This is a genomic window from Pseudoxanthomonas sp. LjRoot143 (assembly GCF_964252945.1).
Taxonomy (GTDB): Bacteria; Pseudomonadota; Gammaproteobacteria; order Xanthomonadales; family Xanthomonadaceae; genus Pseudoxanthomonas_A.
This window is the reverse complement of record NZ_CAXUPM020000001.1, coordinates 2,198,015-2,216,209: the sequence shown is the minus strand read 5'-3', so window position 1 is coordinate 2,216,209 and position 18,195 is coordinate 2,198,015. Positions and strand designations below refer to the sequence as shown.

Annotated in this window: 24 protein-coding genes; 18 read left to right on the top strand and 6 right to left on the bottom strand. The window is 66.4% G+C overall.

The features are described from left to right. Positions 1-31: 31 nt before the first annotated feature. The 10 genes from ACSQ1W_RS10460 to lolD are packed head-to-tail and all read left to right on the top strand — an operon-like array spanning position 32 to position 6,684. Positions 32-217 (top strand): DUF1674 domain-containing protein, encoded by a 186-nt coding sequence (locus tag ACSQ1W_RS10460; protein WP_436046165.1) that lies wholly within the window; start codon positions 32-34, stop codon positions 215-217. 59 nt (positions 218-276) lie between these two features. Continuing rightward, the gene (gene sdhC / locus ACSQ1W_RS10455) at positions 277-669 is read left to right on the top strand and encodes a succinate dehydrogenase, cytochrome b556 subunit (protein ID WP_192271473.1); all 393 of its coding nucleotides are present in this window, start codon (positions 277-279) and stop codon (positions 667-669) included. Next, complete coding sequence (gene sdhD / locus ACSQ1W_RS10450) at positions 666-1,049, top strand: succinate dehydrogenase, hydrophobic membrane anchor protein (RefSeq protein WP_436043317.1); 384 nt, start codon at positions 666-668, stop codon at positions 1,047-1,049. The genes sdhC and sdhD overlap by 4 nt, the downstream gene beginning before the upstream one ends. Positions 1,050-1,054: 5 nt before the next feature. Beyond that, positions 1,055-2,845: a succinate dehydrogenase flavoprotein subunit gene (sdhA, locus tag ACSQ1W_RS10445; RefSeq protein ID WP_436043316.1), complete on the top strand. Its 1,791-nt coding sequence runs from the start codon at positions 1,055-1,057 to the stop codon at positions 2,843-2,845. Between the two features lie 17 nt (positions 2,846-2,862). Then, positions 2,863-3,645, top strand: a complete 783-nt coding sequence (locus tag ACSQ1W_RS10440) for a succinate dehydrogenase iron-sulfur subunit (protein ID WP_436043314.1) — start codon at positions 2,863-2,865, stop codon at positions 3,643-3,645. Between the two features lie 4 nt (positions 3,646-3,649). Beyond that, positions 3,650-4,081, top strand: coding sequence for an MAPEG family protein (locus ACSQ1W_RS10435; protein WP_436043312.1), 432 nt, complete (start codon positions 3,650-3,652; stop codon positions 4,079-4,081). Continuing rightward, positions 4,078-4,326 (top strand): succinate dehydrogenase assembly factor 2, encoded by a 249-nt coding sequence (locus ACSQ1W_RS10430; protein WP_192271466.1) that lies wholly within the window; start codon positions 4,078-4,080, stop codon positions 4,324-4,326. Before ACSQ1W_RS10435 ends, ACSQ1W_RS10430 begins: the two co-directional genes overlap by 4 nt. Further along, the gene (locus ACSQ1W_RS10425; RefSeq protein WP_436043310.1) at positions 4,277-4,732 is read left to right on the top strand and encodes a hypothetical protein; all 456 of its coding nucleotides are present in this window, start codon (positions 4,277-4,279) and stop codon (positions 4,730-4,732) included. Before ACSQ1W_RS10430 ends, ACSQ1W_RS10425 begins: the two co-directional genes overlap by 50 nt. 4 nt (positions 4,733-4,736) lie before the next feature. Next, positions 4,737-5,984: a lipoprotein-releasing ABC transporter permease subunit gene (locus ACSQ1W_RS10420; RefSeq protein ID WP_436043308.1), complete on the top strand. Its 1,248-nt coding sequence runs from the start codon at positions 4,737-4,739 to the stop codon at positions 5,982-5,984. Then, a complete protein-coding gene (lolD, locus tag ACSQ1W_RS10415; protein WP_192271460.1) occupies positions 5,977-6,684 on the top strand; it encodes a lipoprotein-releasing ABC transporter ATP-binding protein LolD in 708 nt (235 codons plus the stop codon). Before ACSQ1W_RS10420 ends, lolD begins: the two co-directional genes overlap by 8 nt. Positions 6,685-6,876: 192 nt before the next feature. Here lolD and ACSQ1W_RS10410 read toward each other — a convergent pair whose 3' ends face one another. From ACSQ1W_RS10410 to ACSQ1W_RS10385, 6 genes are all read right to left on the bottom strand, one after another. After that, entirely contained in the window at positions 6,877-7,272 is a 396-nt protein-coding gene (locus tag ACSQ1W_RS10410) for a hypothetical protein (protein WP_436043306.1), read from the bottom strand. Between the two features lie 182 nt (positions 7,273-7,454). Further along, entirely contained in the window at positions 7,455-7,685 is a 231-nt protein-coding gene (locus ACSQ1W_RS10405; RefSeq protein ID WP_436043304.1) for a hypothetical protein, read from the bottom strand. 57 nt (positions 7,686-7,742) lie between these two features. Then, positions 7,743-8,090: a hypothetical protein gene (locus ACSQ1W_RS10400; RefSeq protein ID WP_436043302.1), complete on the bottom strand. Its 348-nt coding sequence runs from the start codon at positions 8,088-8,090 to the stop codon at positions 7,743-7,745. A gap of 65 nt (positions 8,091-8,155) precedes the next feature. After that, positions 8,156-8,626: a DUF695 domain-containing protein gene (locus ACSQ1W_RS10395; RefSeq protein ID WP_436043300.1), complete on the bottom strand. Its 471-nt coding sequence runs from the start codon at positions 8,624-8,626 to the stop codon at positions 8,156-8,158. Positions 8,627-8,632: 6 nt separating this feature from the next. Next, positions 8,633-8,878, bottom strand: coding sequence for a hypothetical protein (locus ACSQ1W_RS10390; RefSeq protein WP_436043298.1), 246 nt, complete (start codon positions 8,876-8,878; stop codon positions 8,633-8,635). A gap of 204 nt (positions 8,879-9,082) precedes the next feature. Then, positions 9,083-9,487: a hypothetical protein gene (locus ACSQ1W_RS10385; protein ID WP_436043296.1), complete on the bottom strand. Its 405-nt coding sequence runs from the start codon at positions 9,485-9,487 to the stop codon at positions 9,083-9,085. Between the two features lie 177 nt (positions 9,488-9,664). Between ACSQ1W_RS10385 and ACSQ1W_RS10380 the strand changes: the two genes are divergently transcribed. From ACSQ1W_RS10380 to ACSQ1W_RS10345, 8 genes are read left to right on the top strand one after another with little or no spacing between them, the layout of a single operon-like run. Further along, a complete protein-coding gene (locus tag ACSQ1W_RS10380) occupies positions 9,665-10,672 on the top strand; it encodes an integron integrase (RefSeq protein ID WP_192267575.1) in 1,008 nt (335 codons plus the stop codon). 1 nt (position 10,673) lies between these two features. Then, on the top strand, positions 10,674-13,061 hold the full coding sequence (locus ACSQ1W_RS10375; RefSeq protein WP_436043294.1) for a DNA internalization-related competence protein ComEC/Rec2: 2,388 nt from the start codon (positions 10,674-10,676) through the stop codon (positions 13,059-13,061). 2 nt (positions 13,062-13,063) lie between these two features. Further along, a complete protein-coding gene (locus tag ACSQ1W_RS10370) occupies positions 13,064-13,729 on the top strand; it encodes a MotA/TolQ/ExbB proton channel family protein (RefSeq protein WP_192267576.1) in 666 nt (221 codons plus the stop codon). Between the two features lie 9 nt (positions 13,730-13,738). Next, positions 13,739-14,161 carry an ExbD/TolR family protein gene (locus ACSQ1W_RS10365; protein ID WP_436043293.1) on the top strand — a complete coding sequence of 141 codons (423 nt, stop codon included), beginning with the start codon at positions 13,739-13,741 and terminating at the stop codon, positions 14,159-14,161. Then, positions 14,158-15,906, top strand: coding sequence for a lipid A export permease/ATP-binding protein MsbA (gene msbA, locus ACSQ1W_RS10360; protein WP_436043291.1), 1,749 nt, complete (start codon positions 14,158-14,160; stop codon positions 15,904-15,906). The genes ACSQ1W_RS10365 and msbA overlap by 4 nt, the downstream gene beginning before the upstream one ends. Before the next feature lie 8 nt (positions 15,907-15,914). Continuing rightward, on the top strand, positions 15,915-16,919 hold the full coding sequence (lpxK, locus tag ACSQ1W_RS10355) for a tetraacyldisaccharide 4'-kinase (RefSeq protein WP_436043289.1): 1,005 nt from the start codon (positions 15,915-15,917) through the stop codon (positions 16,917-16,919). A gap of 31 nt (positions 16,920-16,950) precedes the next feature. After that, positions 16,951-17,712: a 3-deoxy-manno-octulosonate cytidylyltransferase gene (kdsB, locus tag ACSQ1W_RS10350; RefSeq protein ID WP_192267584.1), complete on the top strand. Its 762-nt coding sequence runs from the start codon at positions 16,951-16,953 to the stop codon at positions 17,710-17,712. Continuing rightward, positions 17,709-18,173 carry a low molecular weight protein-tyrosine-phosphatase gene (locus ACSQ1W_RS10345; protein ID WP_436043287.1) on the top strand — a complete coding sequence of 155 codons (465 nt, stop codon included), beginning with the start codon at positions 17,709-17,711 and terminating at the stop codon, positions 18,171-18,173. The genes kdsB and ACSQ1W_RS10345 overlap by 4 nt, the downstream gene beginning before the upstream one ends. Positions 18,174-18,195: the final 22 nt, after the last annotated feature.

Sequence of the window (18,195 nt, the reverse complement as noted above, 5' to 3'; positions counted from 1 at the left end):
GGATTAAAATTTTGTGCGTTGCGAGACCGACATGATAGGTCAAACTCCCCCGATTCCCGACCCCGATCCCGGAACACAGCCGTCCGAAACCACGCCGCCGACCGCGGGCGAAGGTGCCGGAGCCGCGGCCGTGCAGAAGGAGATCGGAGGCCGCGACGGGCCCGAGCCCACGCGTTACGGGGATTGGGAAAAGAACGGGCGCTGCATCGATTTCTGAGCAGTACACCCAAAAGCCAACGCGGTCCGACCGCCCAGCCGAGACAACGAGCGCAACGAATGGCGACTCCACAACGTCCGCTTTCCCCCCATCTCCAGGTCTACCGGTGGCAGATCCAGATGGCGACGTCCATCCTGCACCGCGCCACGGGCATCATCCTCGCCGGCGGCGCCCTGGTGATCACCGCGGGCCTGGTGGCGCTGATGATCGGTCCCGATGCCTGGAACTGCGTCACCGGCCTCGCCGGCGCCTGGTACGGCCAGCTGTTCCTGTTCGGCTGGACGTGGGCCTTCGCCTACCACCTGTGCAACGGCCTCCGCCACATCGTGCAGGACTTCGCCATCGGCTACCGCATCGCCACGTTCGTGCGCACCAGCTGGATGTCGGTGATCGGCAGCCTGGTCATCACCGCCCTGATCTGGGGCTACGTACTGTTGGGAGGTGGCGCATGAGCAACTTCCGTACCCCCATCAAGAACGCACGTGGACTCGGCTCGGCCAAGACCGGCACCGAGCACTTCGTGCATCAGCGCCTGACCGCCACCGCGCTGGTCGCGCTGACCATCTGGTTCCTCGTGTTCGTGCTTAGCCTGATGGGTGCCGACTACGTCACCGCCACCGCCGCCATCGCCAGGCCGTGGAACGCCATGCTGCTGGTCGGCTTTCTGGTCGCCATGTTCTGGCACGCCCAACTCGGCCTGCAGGTCGTGCTGGAAGACTACGTACACAACTCGCTGCTCGCCCTCGCGGTGCAGACCACCGTCAAGTTCATCGCCGTGCTGGGCGCCATCGTGAGCGTCTTCGCCGTGGCCCGCATCGCGCTGGGGAATTGAGCCACATGTCCGCTTACAAGATCACCGAACACAAGTACGACATGGTCGTGGTGGGCGCCGGCGGCGCCGGCCTGCGCGCGACCTTCGGCCTGGCCGCCAAGGGCCTGCAGACCGTCTGCCTGACCAAGGTCTTCCCGACCCGCTCGCATACCGTGGCGGCGCAGGGCGGCATCTCCGCCGCGCTGGGCAACATGGGCGAGGACGACTGGCGCTACCACTTCTACGACACCATCAAGGGCTCGGACTGGCTGGGCGACCAGGACGCCATCGAGTACATGTGCCGCGAGGCGATCCCGGCGATCATCGAGCTGGAGCACTACGGCGTGCCGTTCTCCCGCACCGAGGAAGGCAAGATCTACCAGCGTCCGTTCGGCGGCATGACCACCAAGTACGGCGAAGGTCCGCCGGCGCAGCGCACCTGCGCGGCCGCCGACCGCACCGGCCACGCCATGCTGCACACGCTGTACCAGCAGTCGCTGGCGCACGATGCGCGCTTCATGGTCGAGTATTTCGCGTTGGACCTGATCTTCGACGAAGAGGGTGCCTGTCGCGGCGTGCTGGCGCTGGACATGGCCACGGGCACGTTGCACCTGTTCCGCGCCCATGGCGTGGTGCTGGCCACCGGCGGTTACGGCCGCGCGTACTTCTCGGCGACGTCCGCCCACACCTGCACCGGCGACGGTGGCGGCATGGTGATGCGCGCCGGCCTGCCGATGCAGGACATGGAGTTCGTGCAGTTCCACCCGACCGGCATCTACGGCGCGGGCTGCCTGATCACCGAAGGTGTCCGCGGCGAAGGCGGCATCCTGCGCAACAGCAACGGCGAGCGCTTCATGGAGCGCTACGCGCCGCACTACAAGGACCTGGCCTCGCGCGACGTGGTCAGCCGTTCGATGACCATCGAGATCCGCGAAGGCCGCGGCGTCGGCGAGCACAAGGACCACATCCTGCTCGACCTGACCCACCTGGGCCCGGAAGTCATCAACGAGAAGCTGCCCGGCATCGCCGAGAGCGCCCACATCTTCGCCGGCGTGGACGTGGCCAAGCAGCCGATCCCGGTCATCCCGACCGTGCACTACAACATGGGCGGCATCCCGACCAACTACCACGGCGAAGTCGTGCGCAAGGTCGGCGACAACCCTGACGCCGTGGTGCCGGGCCTGTACGCGATAGGCGAAGCGGCCTGCGTGTCGGTGCACGGCGCCAACCGCCTGGGCTCCAACTCGCTGCTCGACCTGGTGGTGTTCGGCCGTGCGGTCGCCAACCGTTGCGCCGAGACCATCAAGAGCGGTGCATCGCACAAGCCGCTGGCCGGCGATGCCTGCGAGAAGGCGCTGTCGCACCTGGACAAGCTGCGCAACGCCAACGGCGACACGCCGACCTCGGTGATCCGCGACAACATGCAGCGCACCATGCAGGCCGACGCCGCCGTCTTCCGCACCAGCAAGACGCTGAAGGAAGGCTGTGACAAGATGGCCGACATCTTCTCCAGCTTCCAGGACGTCAAGGTCAGCGACCGTTCGCTGATCTGGAACTCGGACCTGATCGAAACCTACGAGCTGCACAACCTGCTGCTGAGCGCGGTCGCCACGATCAACTCGGCCGAGCAGCGCCACGAGAGCCGCGGCGCGCACGCGCACGAGGACTTCCCCGAGCGCGACGACGTCAACTGGCAGAAGCACACGCTGGTCAACGTCGCCGAAGACGGCAAGTGCAGCTTCGATTTCCGCCCTGTGCACATGTACACGCTCAGCAAGGACGTGGATGTGGTGCCGCCCAAGCCACGCGTTTACTGAGCCGGGAGACCTGACACATGGCCGAATTTTCACTCCCGAAGAACTCGCGCGTCACCAAGGGCAAGCACTTTCCCGCGAAGGGCGCCAAGAACGTGCGCACCTTCAAGGTGTATCGCTGGAACCCGGACGACGGCGCCAATCCGCGCACCGACACCTACGAGATCGATCTCGAGAAGTGCGGTCCGATGGTTCTGGACGCGCTGATCAAGATCAAGAACGAGATCGATCCCACGCTGACGTTCCGTCGCTCGTGCCGCGAGGGCATCTGCGGTTCGTGCGCGATGAACATCGACGGCACCAACACGCTGGCCTGCACCAAGGCCATCGGCGACTGCACCAAGGCCGAAGTGCCGATCTATCCGCTGCCGCACATGGAGGTGGTGAAGGACCTGGTACCGGACCTGACCCACTTCTACGCGCAGTACGCGTCGATCAAGCCGTGGATCCGCACGCAGACCCCGGCACCGCCGGACCGCGAGCGCCTGCAGTCGCCGGAAGACCGCAAGAAGCTGGACGGCCTGTACGAGTGCATCCTGTGCGCCTGCTGCTCGACCAGCTGCCCCAGCTACTGGTGGAACGGCGAGCGCTACCTGGGCCCGGCGATCCTGCTGCAGGCCTACCGCTGGATCATCGACTCGCGCGACGAGGACACCGGTGCCCGCCTGGACGATCTGGAAGATCCGTTCAAGCTGTACCGCTGCCACACCATCATGAACTGCGCGCGCACCTGCCCGAAGGGCCTGAACCCGGCGCTGGCGATCGCAGAGATCAAGAAGCTGATGATGGCGCGACGCGCCTGACCGCATGACCGACGCATCCGCCACCGCGATCCTCTGGCCAGCCGTGGCGATGGCCGGCCTGACCTTCCTCGTGTGGGTCAGGCTGTACCACCTGCGGCTGGGCGAAATGGCGCGCAAGCGCATCGATGCCCAGGACCTGGCCAACGCGGCCGATTCGGTCCGCCTGCTGGTCGACACGCGTGCGTCGGACAACTTCCGCAACCTGTTCGAACTGCCGGTGCTGTTCTATGTCGGCGTGCTGCTGGCCGCGCAGATCGGGGTGGCCGATGCCGTCTCGCTCGCACTGGCTTGGGCCTTCGTCGGCCTGCGCGCGGTGCACAGCGGGGTCCACTGCAGCTACAACCACGTCATGACGCGCTTCGTGGCCTATGCGCTGGCGACGCTGGTGTTGATCGCTTTCTGGGTGCGGCTGGCGCTGGCCCTGGCGGCCGCATGACCGACGATCCCGAACTCAAGCGCATCCGCTGGCGCTGCCGCCGCGGCATGCGCGAACTGGACCAGCTGTTTGGCCGTTATCTCGACCGCTGCTGGGCGACCGAATCCGAACCGCAGCGCGTGGTTTTCCTACGCCTGCTGGATTGCGAGGACGATAAGCTCTGGCGCTGGTTCATGGGCTACGAGCAGTGTCCCGATGCGGAACTCGCCGCGCTGGTCGAACGGATCCGTCAACTGCCGGCTTGAGTGGCGGCCCTCGCGCCTGCTGCAGGCGCTGCTGATGCTGTTGGGTGTACTGGGCGCGGTCTCCGTGCTGGCCAGCGAGATGCCGCGTCCTCTCGCGTGGGTCGTCGCCCTCGGCGCGCTCGCGTACGGCGCGTGGCGGGCGCGCAGGGAAGGGCGGAAGGCGCGCCGCGCGTTCTGGTTCCCCGGCAACGACCGCACGTCGAACGTGGACGGCGAACCGATGTTCGAGGCGCGCCTGCACTGGCGTGGCCCGCTGGCCTTCCTGCGCTGGCGGGCGCGTCCTGGCGGGCGCTGGCAGCACGCCGCGTGGTGGCCGGACACGCTGCCGGCCCGGCAGCGGCGTGAACTCCGGCTTGCTGCGGGCGACGGGGACGCTGGGCGGCATCGGAGGGATCGGGCACCATAGGCCCATGTTCAAACCCATCCCTGTCGCCATCGGCCTGCGCTATCTCCGCGCCAAGCGCCGCAACGGTTTCATCTCTTTCATCTCGCTGGCGTCGGTGGTCGGCATCGCGTTGGGCGTGATGATCCTGATCACCACGCTGTCGGTGATGAGCGGCTTCCAGCGCGAGATCCGCGACCGCCTGCTGCAGGCCACCGCGCACGCCACCGTGATGGGGGCGGGCGAGGCGATGCACGACTGGCCGCATGCGACCAGGATCGCCATGGACGATCCGCGCGTCTCCGGCGCAGCGCCTTTCATCAACGTACAGGCCATGCTGACCGGCAACGCCGATCCGCAGGGTGCACTGGTGACCGGCATCCTGCCGGGCGAAGAACCAAAGGTCTCGGTGATCGGCGACAAGATGAAGCAGGGCAAGCTGGATTCGCTGCAGCCGGGCGAGTTCCACATCCTGCTCGGTCAGGAACTGGCCGCGTGGCTGCGCGTCGGTGTTGGCGACAGCGTCGTGGTTACCGCCGGCGATTTCCAGGGCACGCCGATGGGCGCGATGCCGAAGATCAAGCGCTTCACCGTCAGCGGCATCTTCTCGGTCGGCCACAACGACGTCGACCGCAATCTGGCACTGGTCCACATGGGCGACCTGCAGCGCGTGCTGCGGATGGGCGAGGGCGTGACCGGCGTGCGGCTGAAACTGCACGACATGTACCAGTCCTGGGACGTCGCGCGCGATCTGGCGCTGCGACTGCAGGGACCGTACCGCATCAGCGACTGGACCAGCGAGAACGCCAACCTCTACCACTCGCTGAAGATGGAGAAGACGGTGATGGGCATCCTGCTGTCGTTCATCATCCTGATGGGCGCGTTCTCGCTGGTGAACTCGCAGGTGATGCTGGTGACCGACAAGCAGGCCGACATCGCCATCCTGCGCACGCTGGGCCTGACGCCGCGCGGGGTGATGCAGGTGTTCATGGTGCAGGGCGTGCTGATCGGCGTGATGGGTACGGTGATGGGCGTGATCGGCGGCATCCTGCTGACCATCAACCTGCAGTACATCCTCGCGGCCATCGAGTCCGTGTTCAAGGTGACGCTGCTGCCGCCGGACGTGTACTACATCACCGGCTTGCCTTACGAATTGAGCGGCAGCGAAGTCGTGGTGATTGCGGCCGTCGCCTTGACGATGAGTTTCCTGGCCACCCTGTATCCCGCGTGGCGCGCTGCCCGCACCCAGCCCGCGGAGGCGCTGCGCTATGAATGACGCTATCCGTTCTGCTGTCGTCCACGCCGAGGCGCTGGGCAAGACCTACGCCGAAGGCAAGCTGCGCACGCCGGTGTTCGACGGGCTGGAGCTCAACGTGCAGCCCGGCGAGACCGTCGCCATCGTCGGTGCGTCCGGTGCCGGCAAGAGCACGCTGCTGCACCTGCTGGGCGGGCTCGATACGCCGACCTCGGGCGAGGTCTATGTCGCCGGGCAGAAGATGTCGTCGCTGTCCGATGCCGCGCGCGGTCAGCTGCGCAACCGCTCGCTCGGCTTCGTCTACCAGTTCCACCACCTGCTGCCGGAATTCACCGCGCTCGAGAACGTCATGATGCCGGTGATGCTGGGTGGTGCGGGTGCGGAGTCCGCGTCCGGCAAGGCGAAGGCGTTGCTGGAATCGGTGGGCCTCGGCCATCGCCTGGCGCACAAGCCGGGTGAACTGTCCGGCGGTGAACGCCAGCGGGCGGCAGTGGCGCGTGCCCTGGTCACCCAGCCGGCCTGCGTACTGGGCGACGAGCCCACCGGCAATCTGGACGAGAAGACCGCGGCGACCGTGTTCGACCTGATGCTCGAACTCAACCGTGCACAGAAGACCAGTCTGGTGATGGTGACGCACGATCGCCGTCTGGCGCGCCGGCTGGATCGCGTGTTGGAACTGCACGAAGGCAAGCTGCGCGAACTGGCGCACGACGCCGTCTGAGTCACGGCGACACGATCTCACCCCAGGCCGGCGCGTCCGCAAGCTGGCGCCTGAAGGCAGGCGTGTCGCAGTCCCTCGATGCTGGTCGCCGCAGTCCTGCTCTGCTGGCCCAATCGTCTGGAGAAGCGTGGCGCCTGGGCCGGGCCGGTGGGCAGACCCGGTTTGAATGGCAGGTCGGGCCACGACCTGCCATCAGCGTTGATCGTCGTAGATGGCGGCGATCCTGGCGGTTTCGTTGCCGTACTGAATGAATACATCAACGGCATATCTGACCCTCACGTCATGAGGGTCTGACTCGTCGACGTATCGCTTGATGAGTCGTGTCGGCAGGATGCGGACGACCACGCCGTTGCCTTCATAGGTTCCTGCGTACCTGACGTAGCGATGAGGTTGTTGGGCTTCCCGCCGGACATGGTGTGTTTGGCCATTGAAACTGATATAGGCGCCCTCGTCCTCGGCATTGCACCTGTCGGTGAAGAACGGGATGGATTTGTCCTTGTCCGCTGATGCGTTCGACAGGCAGCGAACGTAGGCGGCGGGATCCTCGTTCACGGAGCAATGGATCTCATCGTACTTGCGGTTGCCCATGGTCCAGTCCGCATAAATGGCGGCTGCGACGCAATCGCTTCCAGGGTCGCTTGTGGGAACAAGCGATCCTGATGCGAGCGCGGCGGTGCTTGCAGAGATGACGAAGATGCCAAGAATAGTTCGCATTGATCTGATGCCTGGATGAAGTCCGCCCGCGATGCGGTATCGGTTTGAATGAATTGTTAGGCCTCGGCCAAGCAAAGGCACGATTGGCTGATGAACACGTCTTGGCCTGAGCCAAGCTCGACGAGGTGACACGGATCCTCACCCAACTCATCCAAACCGACGATAGATCCGGAGTTGCCGGCATAGTCTCCACCAACGATATCAACGGCATCGTTGTGCTTGAAGGTCACGCCAGACAGTGGACGGTGCGCGAAGAACTCGTTGTGCTGGTAGGAGGATGGCTTCATGAGGTCTGGCGCCTGAGTCAATTCGTGCCGCGAAGCGGCGTCGGCTTGAATGGATTGTTAGGGCGCATGGTCGATCGGCCCAACTAGTTCGGCTGTGGATCTGAGTGCAACAGCCGAGGCCACATTGGCAAACACGAGAATCAGCATGAGGCATGCGAAAGCGGGCCATCCGGTCATGCGTTGATCGTCAGAGAAGTCGAGAGAGATGCGCAGCGCGAACACCCCTAGAAAGATGGAAGCCACAGTGGCACCCAAGGCGATCCTTCTGGATCTGTCCGAGAAAGCAAACCACTCATGACAGGTACGGCACCAGTAGAGGTCGCGCGCTAGTTTGAGTCCCGGTGCGAAGTCCCACGGCCTTGTCGGAGTCTGCTTCTGGCACGCCGGACAGAAGATCTCTTTCATGTGCTCCAAGGCCTGAATTAAGCCGACATGGCCGCGCAGCGGACAAGTTCGGCTTGAATGAATTGTTAGGCATCTGGCCCGTTTGCTAAAGGGAAGAGCCTGAAGATATAGCCTGCCTCTTGCCACTCCGGATCATGATGCATGCGGTACTCCCAGAACCGAGTATGTGGCTTGTCTGCTAATAGTGACTGCAAAGTGTCATTGGCCAGCTCAGGATCATGTACGCGAAAGGATAGCTGCCGAAGGCCATCCCAAGTGCTGCGCGCGAGGAACAGGGAGTTCCTGCCTTCAACGGCGGATTCAATCTTGTCGCCGATCTCAAACAGAAGCTGACTTTCCTCCGGGGTTGGCATGCCCTTGTCAGCCAAATCCTCGGCTTGGATACTCACCTCAAGGTGCCAAGGAAAGATCTCATGGTGCTGGAAGGCTAGCAATGCGTCATTGACCACAATGACCTCTGGCAGGTCATTGCGAGTGCTGTTGAAGAGCGTGTAGTGCGGCTCCGGAACAGCTATGTGGACGCGACTATCTGTCACAGATGCCTAATGCCTGGATAAAGCCGTGCCGCGAAGCGGCGTCGGCTTGAATGAATTGTTAGGCGCCGCCACCCGGAGTGGATGCGCTGGATTGTCACGGATGAAAGCCTCGACGTCAGCCAACTTGTCCGGAAGCGGTGGTCCGGAAGTGCTGCGATAGCTGAAGAAGCGGAAGCCCGCCGCGAACAAGGCTTGCACCTTTGTCCATTGCGCCAAGTCTTTAGCGGGAGGCGCTTTGAACGAACGGCCCATCTCGTGGATTGTCCCGCCGCAACTGGGGCAGACAGCCGACAGGTCTTGGCGGGGCGCAACCTTGAAGCTCTTGCGGCACTCAAAGCAGGCGTGGGCAATCAAGTACTTTGGACTTGGCATGCGATTCACCTGCTAAGGCGCCTAACGCCTGAGTTAAGCCGACCCGCGAAGCGGGTTCGGCTTGAATGAATTGTTAGGGGGCTGCTACGGCGCGTTGAGCTCGGAAAGCTCAACCATGTACGAGCGTCCCCCGGACGTAATGAACTCTACGCGGCAATCGTACGCTACGTTGCCGCCGGGCTCAGGCAAGGGGCCGTGAACCCGGTAGTGGGCGACGGCGGAGGACAGCAGGTTAGTCTCGAAGCCTTCCTTGACCAGCAGGGCCGGAAGAGCAGAAGCCAGCTGCTGCACACCCAAGGCGCCTTCTCCGGCTAAGGGCGGCCGCGACGTGCCAGCAAGGAGATCCACGGCGACGGAGCCGCCGGCAGCAACGACCGATCGCGCGAAGTGATTAATGCCGTAATCGCCGGCCCAGTAATTGAGCGTGCTGGCGAACTGATGGCAGACGTTGTGCGCCACTGATTTCAGTGGCTTCAGCGACGATGACACTCTCCAAGCCCCCTAACGCCTAATAGACCCCATTTCGGGGTGATAGCGCCGAGTATTCAGATTGCGTGCGGGCGCGTCAATCGGGATTTTCCCATGTGGTTTCAGTGACTTGTCCGATGGTGGGGCGCGATGGTCCATGCGAGTTTGGCTGCGTTATTCGCATGGAATGCGGTGGTCATGGATTATCAGGGCAGGGATGGGGTGGTATCGGAAGCCGCTGCGGTGGTGCGGCGTCCGGGCTTGCTGGAGGAAGTGGCCCGCAGGTTGCGGGCAGGGCATTACAGCCTTCGGACCGAGCGGGCCTACCTGGGCTGGATAAGACGGTTCGTCGTGGCCAATGGCAGGCGTCATCCGCGCGAACTCGGGGCGGGAGAGGTCGAGGTGTTCCTGACCGGCTTGGCGGTCGAGGGAAACGTCGCCGCCAGCACGCAGAACCAGGCCTTGTCGGCGTTGCTGTTCCTGTACCGCGAGGTGCTGGGCCTGAAGCTCGCGTGGATGGACGAGGTGGTCCGCGCCAAGCGACCGCAACGGGTGCCGACGGTGCTGTCGCAGACGGAAGTGCGGGCGTTGCTCACGCAGATGGATGGCCGCATGGCCTTGCTGGCGAAATTGCTGTACGGCACCGGCATGCGCTTGATGGAGGGCGTGCGGCTGCGCGTGAAGGATCTGGACTTCGCCCGCAACGAGATCACCGTGCGCGAGGGAAAAGGTGGCAAGGACCGGCGGACGGTGTTGCCCGCATCGCTGGTGGCCGGCCTGCAGGCGGAGGTGCAGCGGGTCCATGACCTGCACCGGCAGGATCTCGCACTGGGCGCGGGTGAGGTGTGGCTGCCGCATGCCATGTCCCGCAAGTATCCGAATGCGGCGCGTGAACCGGGATGGCAGTACGTGTTTCCCGCGCAGCGCCTCAGCCACGACCCACGCGAGGGCTGTTGGCGACGCCATCACCTGGATGAGGCAATGCTCTCACGCTCGCTCAAGCGCGCGCAGCACTTGGCAAGCATCGCAAAGCCGGTGACGGCGCATGTGCTGCGCCATTCCTTCGCCACCCACCTGATCGAAAGCGGCTACGACATTCGCACGGTGCAGGAACTCCTTGGCCACAAGGACGTGGCCACCACGCAGATCTACACGCACGTCCTCAACCGCGGCGCAGGTGCCGTGCTCAGCCCGTTGGACCGCTGACATGCGGGCACGTTGGCAGGCGTCTCCGCCGCCCGCGGGCCTGGCATGCGTGGCGGCGCTGCTGCTCGGCATGGTCGGCATGCTGTGGCAACCACGATTGCCTGCGTCCTGGGTGCTCTGGCTGCTGCTGGTGATGGGCCTGTCCGCGTGGTGGTGGCCCTCTCGCGGGCGCTGGGTCGGCGCATGGCTTACGGGGCTGGCATGGGCTGGCCTGCACGCGACGTGGAGCCTGGGCGTCCAACTACCGACAGCGTGGGAAGGGCGCGAGGTGATCGTGGTCGGACAGGTGGTCGGACTGCCGGAACCGCAGGCGCGACGCACGCGTTTCCTTCTGCATGTCGATGACGAGTCCGGTCAGCCGGCGCCGCTGCGGGGGCGGCTGCTGCGGCTCGCCTGGTACGACGATTTCGGTGCGATCGAGCCAGGACCAAGAATGCAGCTGCAAGCCGGTGAACGTTGGCGGTTCCGCATCCGTGTGCGGGCGCCGCGCGGGTTGGCGAATCCGGGGGGCGTGGACGCCGAACGCTACGCGGCAGCGCAGCGCATCAGTGCCACGGGTTATGTGCGTGACGGAGGCGAAGTAAACAGGCTGTCGGCAGGCCGGGGCATCGATGCCTGGCGCAGCGGCATGTCGGACCGCATCGTCGCGGGCGTTCCGGATGGCCCGGCACGCTTCGTGCGGGCATTGGCGCTTGGCGATACGCGAGGACTCGACGATCGGGACTGGCAGGTGCTTCGTGCCACCGGGCTGACCCATCTGGTCGCGATCTCCGGCTTCCATGTCGGCATGGTGGCCGGCGCGTGTGCGTTGGCAGCGGCCGGGCTGTGGTGGCTTGTTCCGGCGTTGGCCCGTCGTGTGCCGCGCCCGCAGGCGGCGGGTGCCGCCGCCCTGATCGGTGCATTGGCCTACGCGGCGGTGGCGGGGTTCGCGTTGCCGACGGTGCGGACGGTACTGATGATCGCGGTGGTGGTACTCGCACGCTTGGCCCGCCGCCATGTCCGCATCGTGGATGTCCTCGCGCTCGCCATGCTGGTGGTTCTGCTCTTCGATCCCCTGTCGTTGCTGGCGGCCGGCTTCTGGTTGAGCTTCGGCGGCGTGGCGTGGCTGGCGTGGTGCCTGCCGTCGTCGCTGCACTGGGCGAAGGCGTTCCTGCCTGCGCAGGGCGTCGCTACCGTGGGGCTGCTGCCATTCACCGCGGTGCTGTTCGGACAGGCATCGCTGGCCGGACCGCTGGCGAACCTGGTGGCGATTCCGTGGTGGAGCCTGGTGGTCGTGCCGCTGTCGCTGGTGGGCTCCGGTCTGGAAGCCGTGCATCCCGGTGCGGGCATCTGGGCATGGCGTGCGGCGGCGGCCTGCTTCGCGCCGAGCTGGCAGGTGTTCGAACAGGTGGCGCAGCATCGCTACGCCTTGTGGTGGCTCCCCGAGAGTCCGTCGTGGGCCCTGTGGCTGGCGCTGGCAGGCGGCTTCTGGCTGCTGTTGCCGCGCGGTGTGCCAGGCAAGGCGCTTGCGCTGCTTTTGTGGTTGCCGCTGCTGTGGCCCGACCGCGAGCGGCCGCGTGAGGGCGAGGTGGAACTGGTGGTGATCGACGTGGGACAGGGCTTGTCCGCGCTGGTGCGCACGGCCAACCATGCCCTGCTGTTCGATGCAGGGCCCGCGGTGGAAGAGGGATTCGATGCTGGCGAGCGCGCCGTCGTGCCAGCCCTGCGCGCGCTCGGTGTATCCCGGTTGCACGCGCTGGTGGTCAGTCATGGCGACAACGACCACGCCGGCGGCGTCGACGCCGTGCGCGACAGCTTGCCGGTGCGCACGGTGCTGGCCCCACCGGGTAGCCCGGTGGATGCGCGGGCGGCCTGCGTCGCCGGCGCATCGTGGACGTGGGATGGCGTGCGCTTCCGTTTCCTGCATCCGGGCCTGCATTTCCCCTATCTGGGCAACGAAGCGAGCTGCGTGCTGAAAGTAGAGACACCGCAAGGCGGCCTGCTGCTGCCGGGGGACATTGGCGCCATCGTCGAGCGCGGGCTGGTCCATCGTGATGCGGACGCGCTGCGCTCCCAGGTGGTCGTGCTGCCGCACCACGGCAGCGCCGGGTCCTCCGATCCGGCCTTCATTGCCGCCACCTCGCCCCGGTTGGTACTGAATGCCAGTGGCGCAGGCAATCGCTTCGGTCACCCACGGGCCGACGTGGTGGTGCGCTGGCGCAGGCAGGGGGCCGAGGTGCTGGATACCCAGTCCGGTGGCGCGCTGCGCGTGTGGCTGGGCGAGGGCGGGCTGCAGGTGCGTGAACGGCGTCACGACCGGGCGCGCTGGTGGGACGCCGTGCGGCGCCGGCAGGCCGGTGGGCTATCCTATCGGCTGGAAGAAGGACGGCCCGATGCGCCGGAGGACTGAACGTGCTGGAACTGGTGAAGGCCGGCGGTTGGCCGATGATCCCGCTGCTGCTGCTCGGCGTGCTGGCCCTGGCCATCGTGGTGGAACGTTTCTGGTCGCTGCGCCGCAAGGAGATCCTGCCGCCCGGGCTGGGCGAGGAAGTCCGCGCCTGGGCCGGCCGTGGCCAGCTCGAACCCGCTCACATCGAGTCCCTGCGCCGCAATTCCCCACTGGGTGAACTGCTGGCCGCGGCGCTGGACGTCCGCAACAAGCCGCGCGACCAGATCCGCGAGCGCATCGAGGACACCGGACGCCACGTGGTCCACCGCATGGAGAAGTTCCTCAATGCGCTGGGCAGCATCGCCTCGGCCGGACCGCTGCTGGGCCTGCTGGGCACCGTGGTCGGCATGATCCAGATGTTCCTGGGTATCCAGGACAGTGGTGTGGGTGACGTCAATGCGCTGGCCGGCGGCATCGGCAAGGCGCTGGTGTGCGCGGCGGCCGGCATGATCGTCGCCATCCCGGCTCTGCTGTTCCATCGCTACTTCCGCGGCAAGGTCACCGGCTATGTGATGGAGATGGAGAAGGAAGCCACCGCGCTGGTCGATGCGCTGGAAGCCCGCCATCCGCGTCCCGCCGCCCGTCCGTCCGGCGCAGTCGCGCCGGCAGCGGCGCCGACCAACGCCTGAGGCCGGCGCATGCGCATCCGCGACGACCGTTCGCAGGAAGAACCCGAGATCAACCTGGTGCCGTTGATCGACGTGATCCTGGTGCTGATCATCTTCTTCGTCATCACCACCACCTTCGATGCGCGCTCGATGCTGCAGCTGCAGTTGCCGAGCGCGACCGGCGAACCGGTGGCCGCGCAGGTGAAAGCGCTCAGCGTGCTGGTCAATGCCGATGGCCGCTACTTCGTCGACGAGCATGAAGTGCTCCGCCCCGACATCGATGCGCTGAAGCAGACCGTGCAGCAGGTCGCCGGCAGCGACCGCAGCCGGCCGGTACTGTTGCGCGCCGATGCCCGCACGCCGCATCAGGCGGTGGTGACCGCGCTGGATGCGCTGGGCCAGCTGGGCTTCCGCAAGATCAACATCGCCACCGCGCCGGAGGCGCAGAAGTGACCGCGACGGATTCGCCCTGGCAGGTCTACAAGCGACTGCTCGGCTTCGCCAAGGCGTATCGCGGGCTGCTGGCGCTGGCGGCGCTGGGCGCCCTGCTGGAGGCGGCCGCGGGCAGCGGCTTCCTGGTGCTGATGAGCCCCATCACCAACAATCTGGTGACGCCGCAGGACATCAACCAGTGGATGCCGCTGGCCATCATCGGGTTGTTTGTCGTCCGCGGCATCGCGGGTTACATCACCGACATGAGCATGGGCAAGGCGGCCCGCAGCATCTCGCGGGACCTGCGCGTGAAAGTGCTGGCGAAGTACCTGCGCCTGCCAGGCCAGCGTTTCGACAGCGAACCGGTGCCGTCGATGCTGGTGCGCCTGGGCTCCGACAGCGACCAGGTATCGCAGGCCGCGATCGACGCCATGAAGGTGATGGTCCAGCAATCGCTGCAGGTGATCGGCGCCCTGGGCGTGATGCTCTGGTACAGCTGGCAGGTGACGCTGACCATTCTGGTGCTGGCACCGCCGCTGGCGTGGGTCATGGACAAGGTGGCCAAGCGCTACCGTCGCATCAGCCACCGCATCCAGGAGAGCGCGGGGCACATGTTGCAGGCGGCCGACCAGACGCTGTCCAACCAGCAGGAAGTGAAAGTCTACGGGGCCCAGTCCGTCGAGATGGCGCGCTACTCCTCGTTGGCCAACACCAACCTCAGCCTGTCGATGAAAGTGGAATCCACCCGCGCCATTTCGTCGGCGACGGTGCAGCTGATGGGCGCGACGGGACTGGCGGCGCTGTTGTTCATCGCCGGGCGGGAGGCGATGGCGGGCCGACTGACCGCCGGCGATTTCGTCTCGCTGATGACCTCGATGATGGCGATCATCCCCGCGCTCAAGCAGCTGACCAACGTGCAGAACATGTTGCAGCGGGGCGTGGCCTCGGCGCAGCGGCTGTTCTCCGTGCTCGATGCCGATGACGAGAACGATGCGGGCACGCGTCCGCTGGATCGCGCGCAGGGTCTGCTGGAATTCCGCGACATCACCACCCGCTATCCCGGCCAGAGCCGGCCCGCGCTGGAAGGCATCAGCTTCATTGCGCGGCCCGGCACGGTCACCGCCATCGTCGGCCGCTCCGGCAGCGGCAAGTCGACGCTGATCAAGCTGATCCCGCGGTTCTACGAGGCCGAATCCGGCCAGATCCTGCTGGACGGCCATCCACTACAGGACTATCGGCTGGCCGACCTGCGCCGGCAGATCGCCCTCGTGGGGCAGCAGGTCATGCTGTTCGACGGCACCGTCGCGGCCAATGTCGCCTACGGCGAACTGCAGGATGCGGCGGCGGCCGCCATGGAGGACGCGGTGCGCAGCGCCAACGCGATGGAGTTCGTCAGCGAACTGCCCGAGGGCATGCAGGCGCCGATCGGCAACAAGGGCGGGCGGCTCTCGGGCGGCCAGCGCCAGCGTCTGGCGATCGCACGTGCCATGCTGAAGGACGCGCCGATCCTGATCCTCGATGAAGCCACCGCCGCGCTCGACAACGAATCCGAACGCCTGGTGCAGAACGCGCTGCAGAAGCTGATGCCCGACCGCACCACGCTGGTCATCGCGCACCGCCTGTCGACCATCGAGCACGCCGACCAGGTGCTGGTGCTGGACCAGGGACACCTGGTCGAGCAGGGTACGCATGCGGAACTGCTGGCGCGTGGAGGGCTGTACGCCCACCTGTACCAGATGCAGTTCCGCGAGGGCGAGGCGGGGTGAGTCGCCGCATGATGCCCCAGCCCCCGGCCTACTGGTTCGGCGATGGCCCGGTGCCGGCGTGGGCGCGTGCGCTGGCGGGCCTGTACGGTGCTCTGGTCGCATTGCGGAGCCGTCTGTACCGCATCGGCGTGCTGCGTCGGCACCGTGTCGGCGTGCCGGTCGTCGTGGTCGGCAACATCACGGCCGGCGGCACCGGCAAGACGCCGCTGACGATCGCCCTGGTCGAACGACTGCGTGCCGCCGGTTTCAAGCCTGGCGTAGCCAGTCGTGGCTACGGTCGCGACGATGACAGTCAGGCGCGCTGGGTGGATGCGGCGACGCCGCCTGCCGACGGCGGTGACGAGCCCGTCCTGATTGCACGCCACACCGGCACCCGCGTACGCGTGGATCGCGACCGCGTCGCGGCGGCGAAGGCGCTGGTCGCGGCCGGATGCGACGTCGTGATCTGCGACGACGGCCTGCAGCACTACCGGCTGCAGCGCGATGTGGAGATCGAAGTGATCGACGGCGCGCGCCGTTACGGCAACGAGCGCATGATGCCGGCCGGTCCATTGCGCGAACCCGTCGCGCGGGCGGCGGCCTGCGACTTCCGCGTGGTCAACCTGCCGGAACCCGACAGCGCCGCGGAATTCGGCGAATGGCCGATGCGCCTGCAGGCCGACGATGCGTTGCCCCTGCGTGGGGGGCGGCCGAAGCCCTTGTCGGCGTTCGCGGGTCAGCGCGTGCACGCGGTGGCCGGCATCGGCAATCCCGGCCGCTTCTTCACCATGCTGCGCAACGGGGGGCTCGGGGTGGTGCCGCATGCCTTCGCCGACCACCACGATTACCGCGCGGAGGATTTCGCATTCGGCAGCGAGTTACCCGTGCTGATGACCGAGAAGGACGCGGTGAAGTGCGCCGCGTTCGCCAATGCGTGGTTCTACAGCGTGCCGGTCACCGCAAAACTACCCGAAGCGTTCTGGATCTCCCTGCTGGAGAAGCTTGGGTCGTCCGCGAACGTCGTTGCGAAGTAGCACCCACTCTCCGACCCGGATACGGATTCCGATGACCGATTTCATCGTCGCCATTCCCGCCCGCTATGCGGCGTCCCGTCTGCCCGGCAAGCCGTTGCGGCTGCTCGGCGGCACGCCACTGGTCGTGCATGTCGCCCGGCGCGCGCTGGCCGCCGGCGCCCGCGAGGTCTGGGTGGCCACCGACGACACGCGCATCCTCGACGCCTTGCAGGGCACCGAGGTACGGGTGGCGATGACCTCCGAGCGGCACGCCTCCGGCAGCGACCGCCTCGCCGAGTGTGCCGACATCGCGGGTTGGGCCGACGATGCGCTGGTGGTGAACCTGCAGGGCGATGAACCGTTCGCGCCCCCGGCCGGTATCCGCACCGTCGCCGACACGCTGGCCGCCAGCGGCGCGGAGATGGCGACGCTGGCGGTGCCGGTGGATGACGCGGCCACGCTGTTCGATCCCAATGCGGTCAAGCTGGTGCGCGCGGCCAATGGCGATGCGCTGTACTTCAGTCGTGCGCCCATTCCCTGGCACCGCGATGCGTTCGCGCAGTCGCGCGACGCGCTGCCACCCGGGCAATGGTTGCGGCATATCGGCATCTACGCCTACCGCGCCGGGTTCCTGCGTCGCTTCTCGGCGATGCCACCGGGCCGGCTGGAGCAGATCGAATCACTGGAACAGTTGCGGGTACTGGAAGCAGGGCATCGCATCGCGGTGGCGCTGACGCCGGAACCGTTCCCCCCTGGCGTCGATACGCCGGAAGACCTCGCGCGCGCCGAGGCGATCCTGCAGGCGCAGGCGTGAACCTGCTGGTCGTCTGCCTCGGCAACATCTGCCGTTCGCCGATGGCGGAAGGCGCGCTGCGCGCACGACTGGCGGCCTCGCCGTTTGCCCGCCAGGTGCGGATCGACTCCGCGGGAACCGGCGGTTGGCATGCGGGCGAGCCGCCGGATCCGCGCGCCATCGCCTGTGCCCGCCGCCATGGCGTGGATATCAGCGGACAGCGCGCGCGCCAGCTGTCCGTGCGCGATTTCGAAACGTTCGACTGGATCCTGTGCGCCGACCATGCCAACGTCCGTGACGTCCTGCGCGTGGCGCCGGTGCCGCCGCGCGGGAGCGTCGGCCTGCTGCTGGAGTGGGCCGGGGTTGAGGCGGCCGGTGAGGTGCCGGACCCCTACACGGGCGGGCCGGAGGACTTCGAGAGGGTGTGGCGACTGGTCGATTCCGCGGCACAGGCGGTCGTGGCCAGACTCGCCGTGAACTGAGACTGCGGCATAATCAGGGACG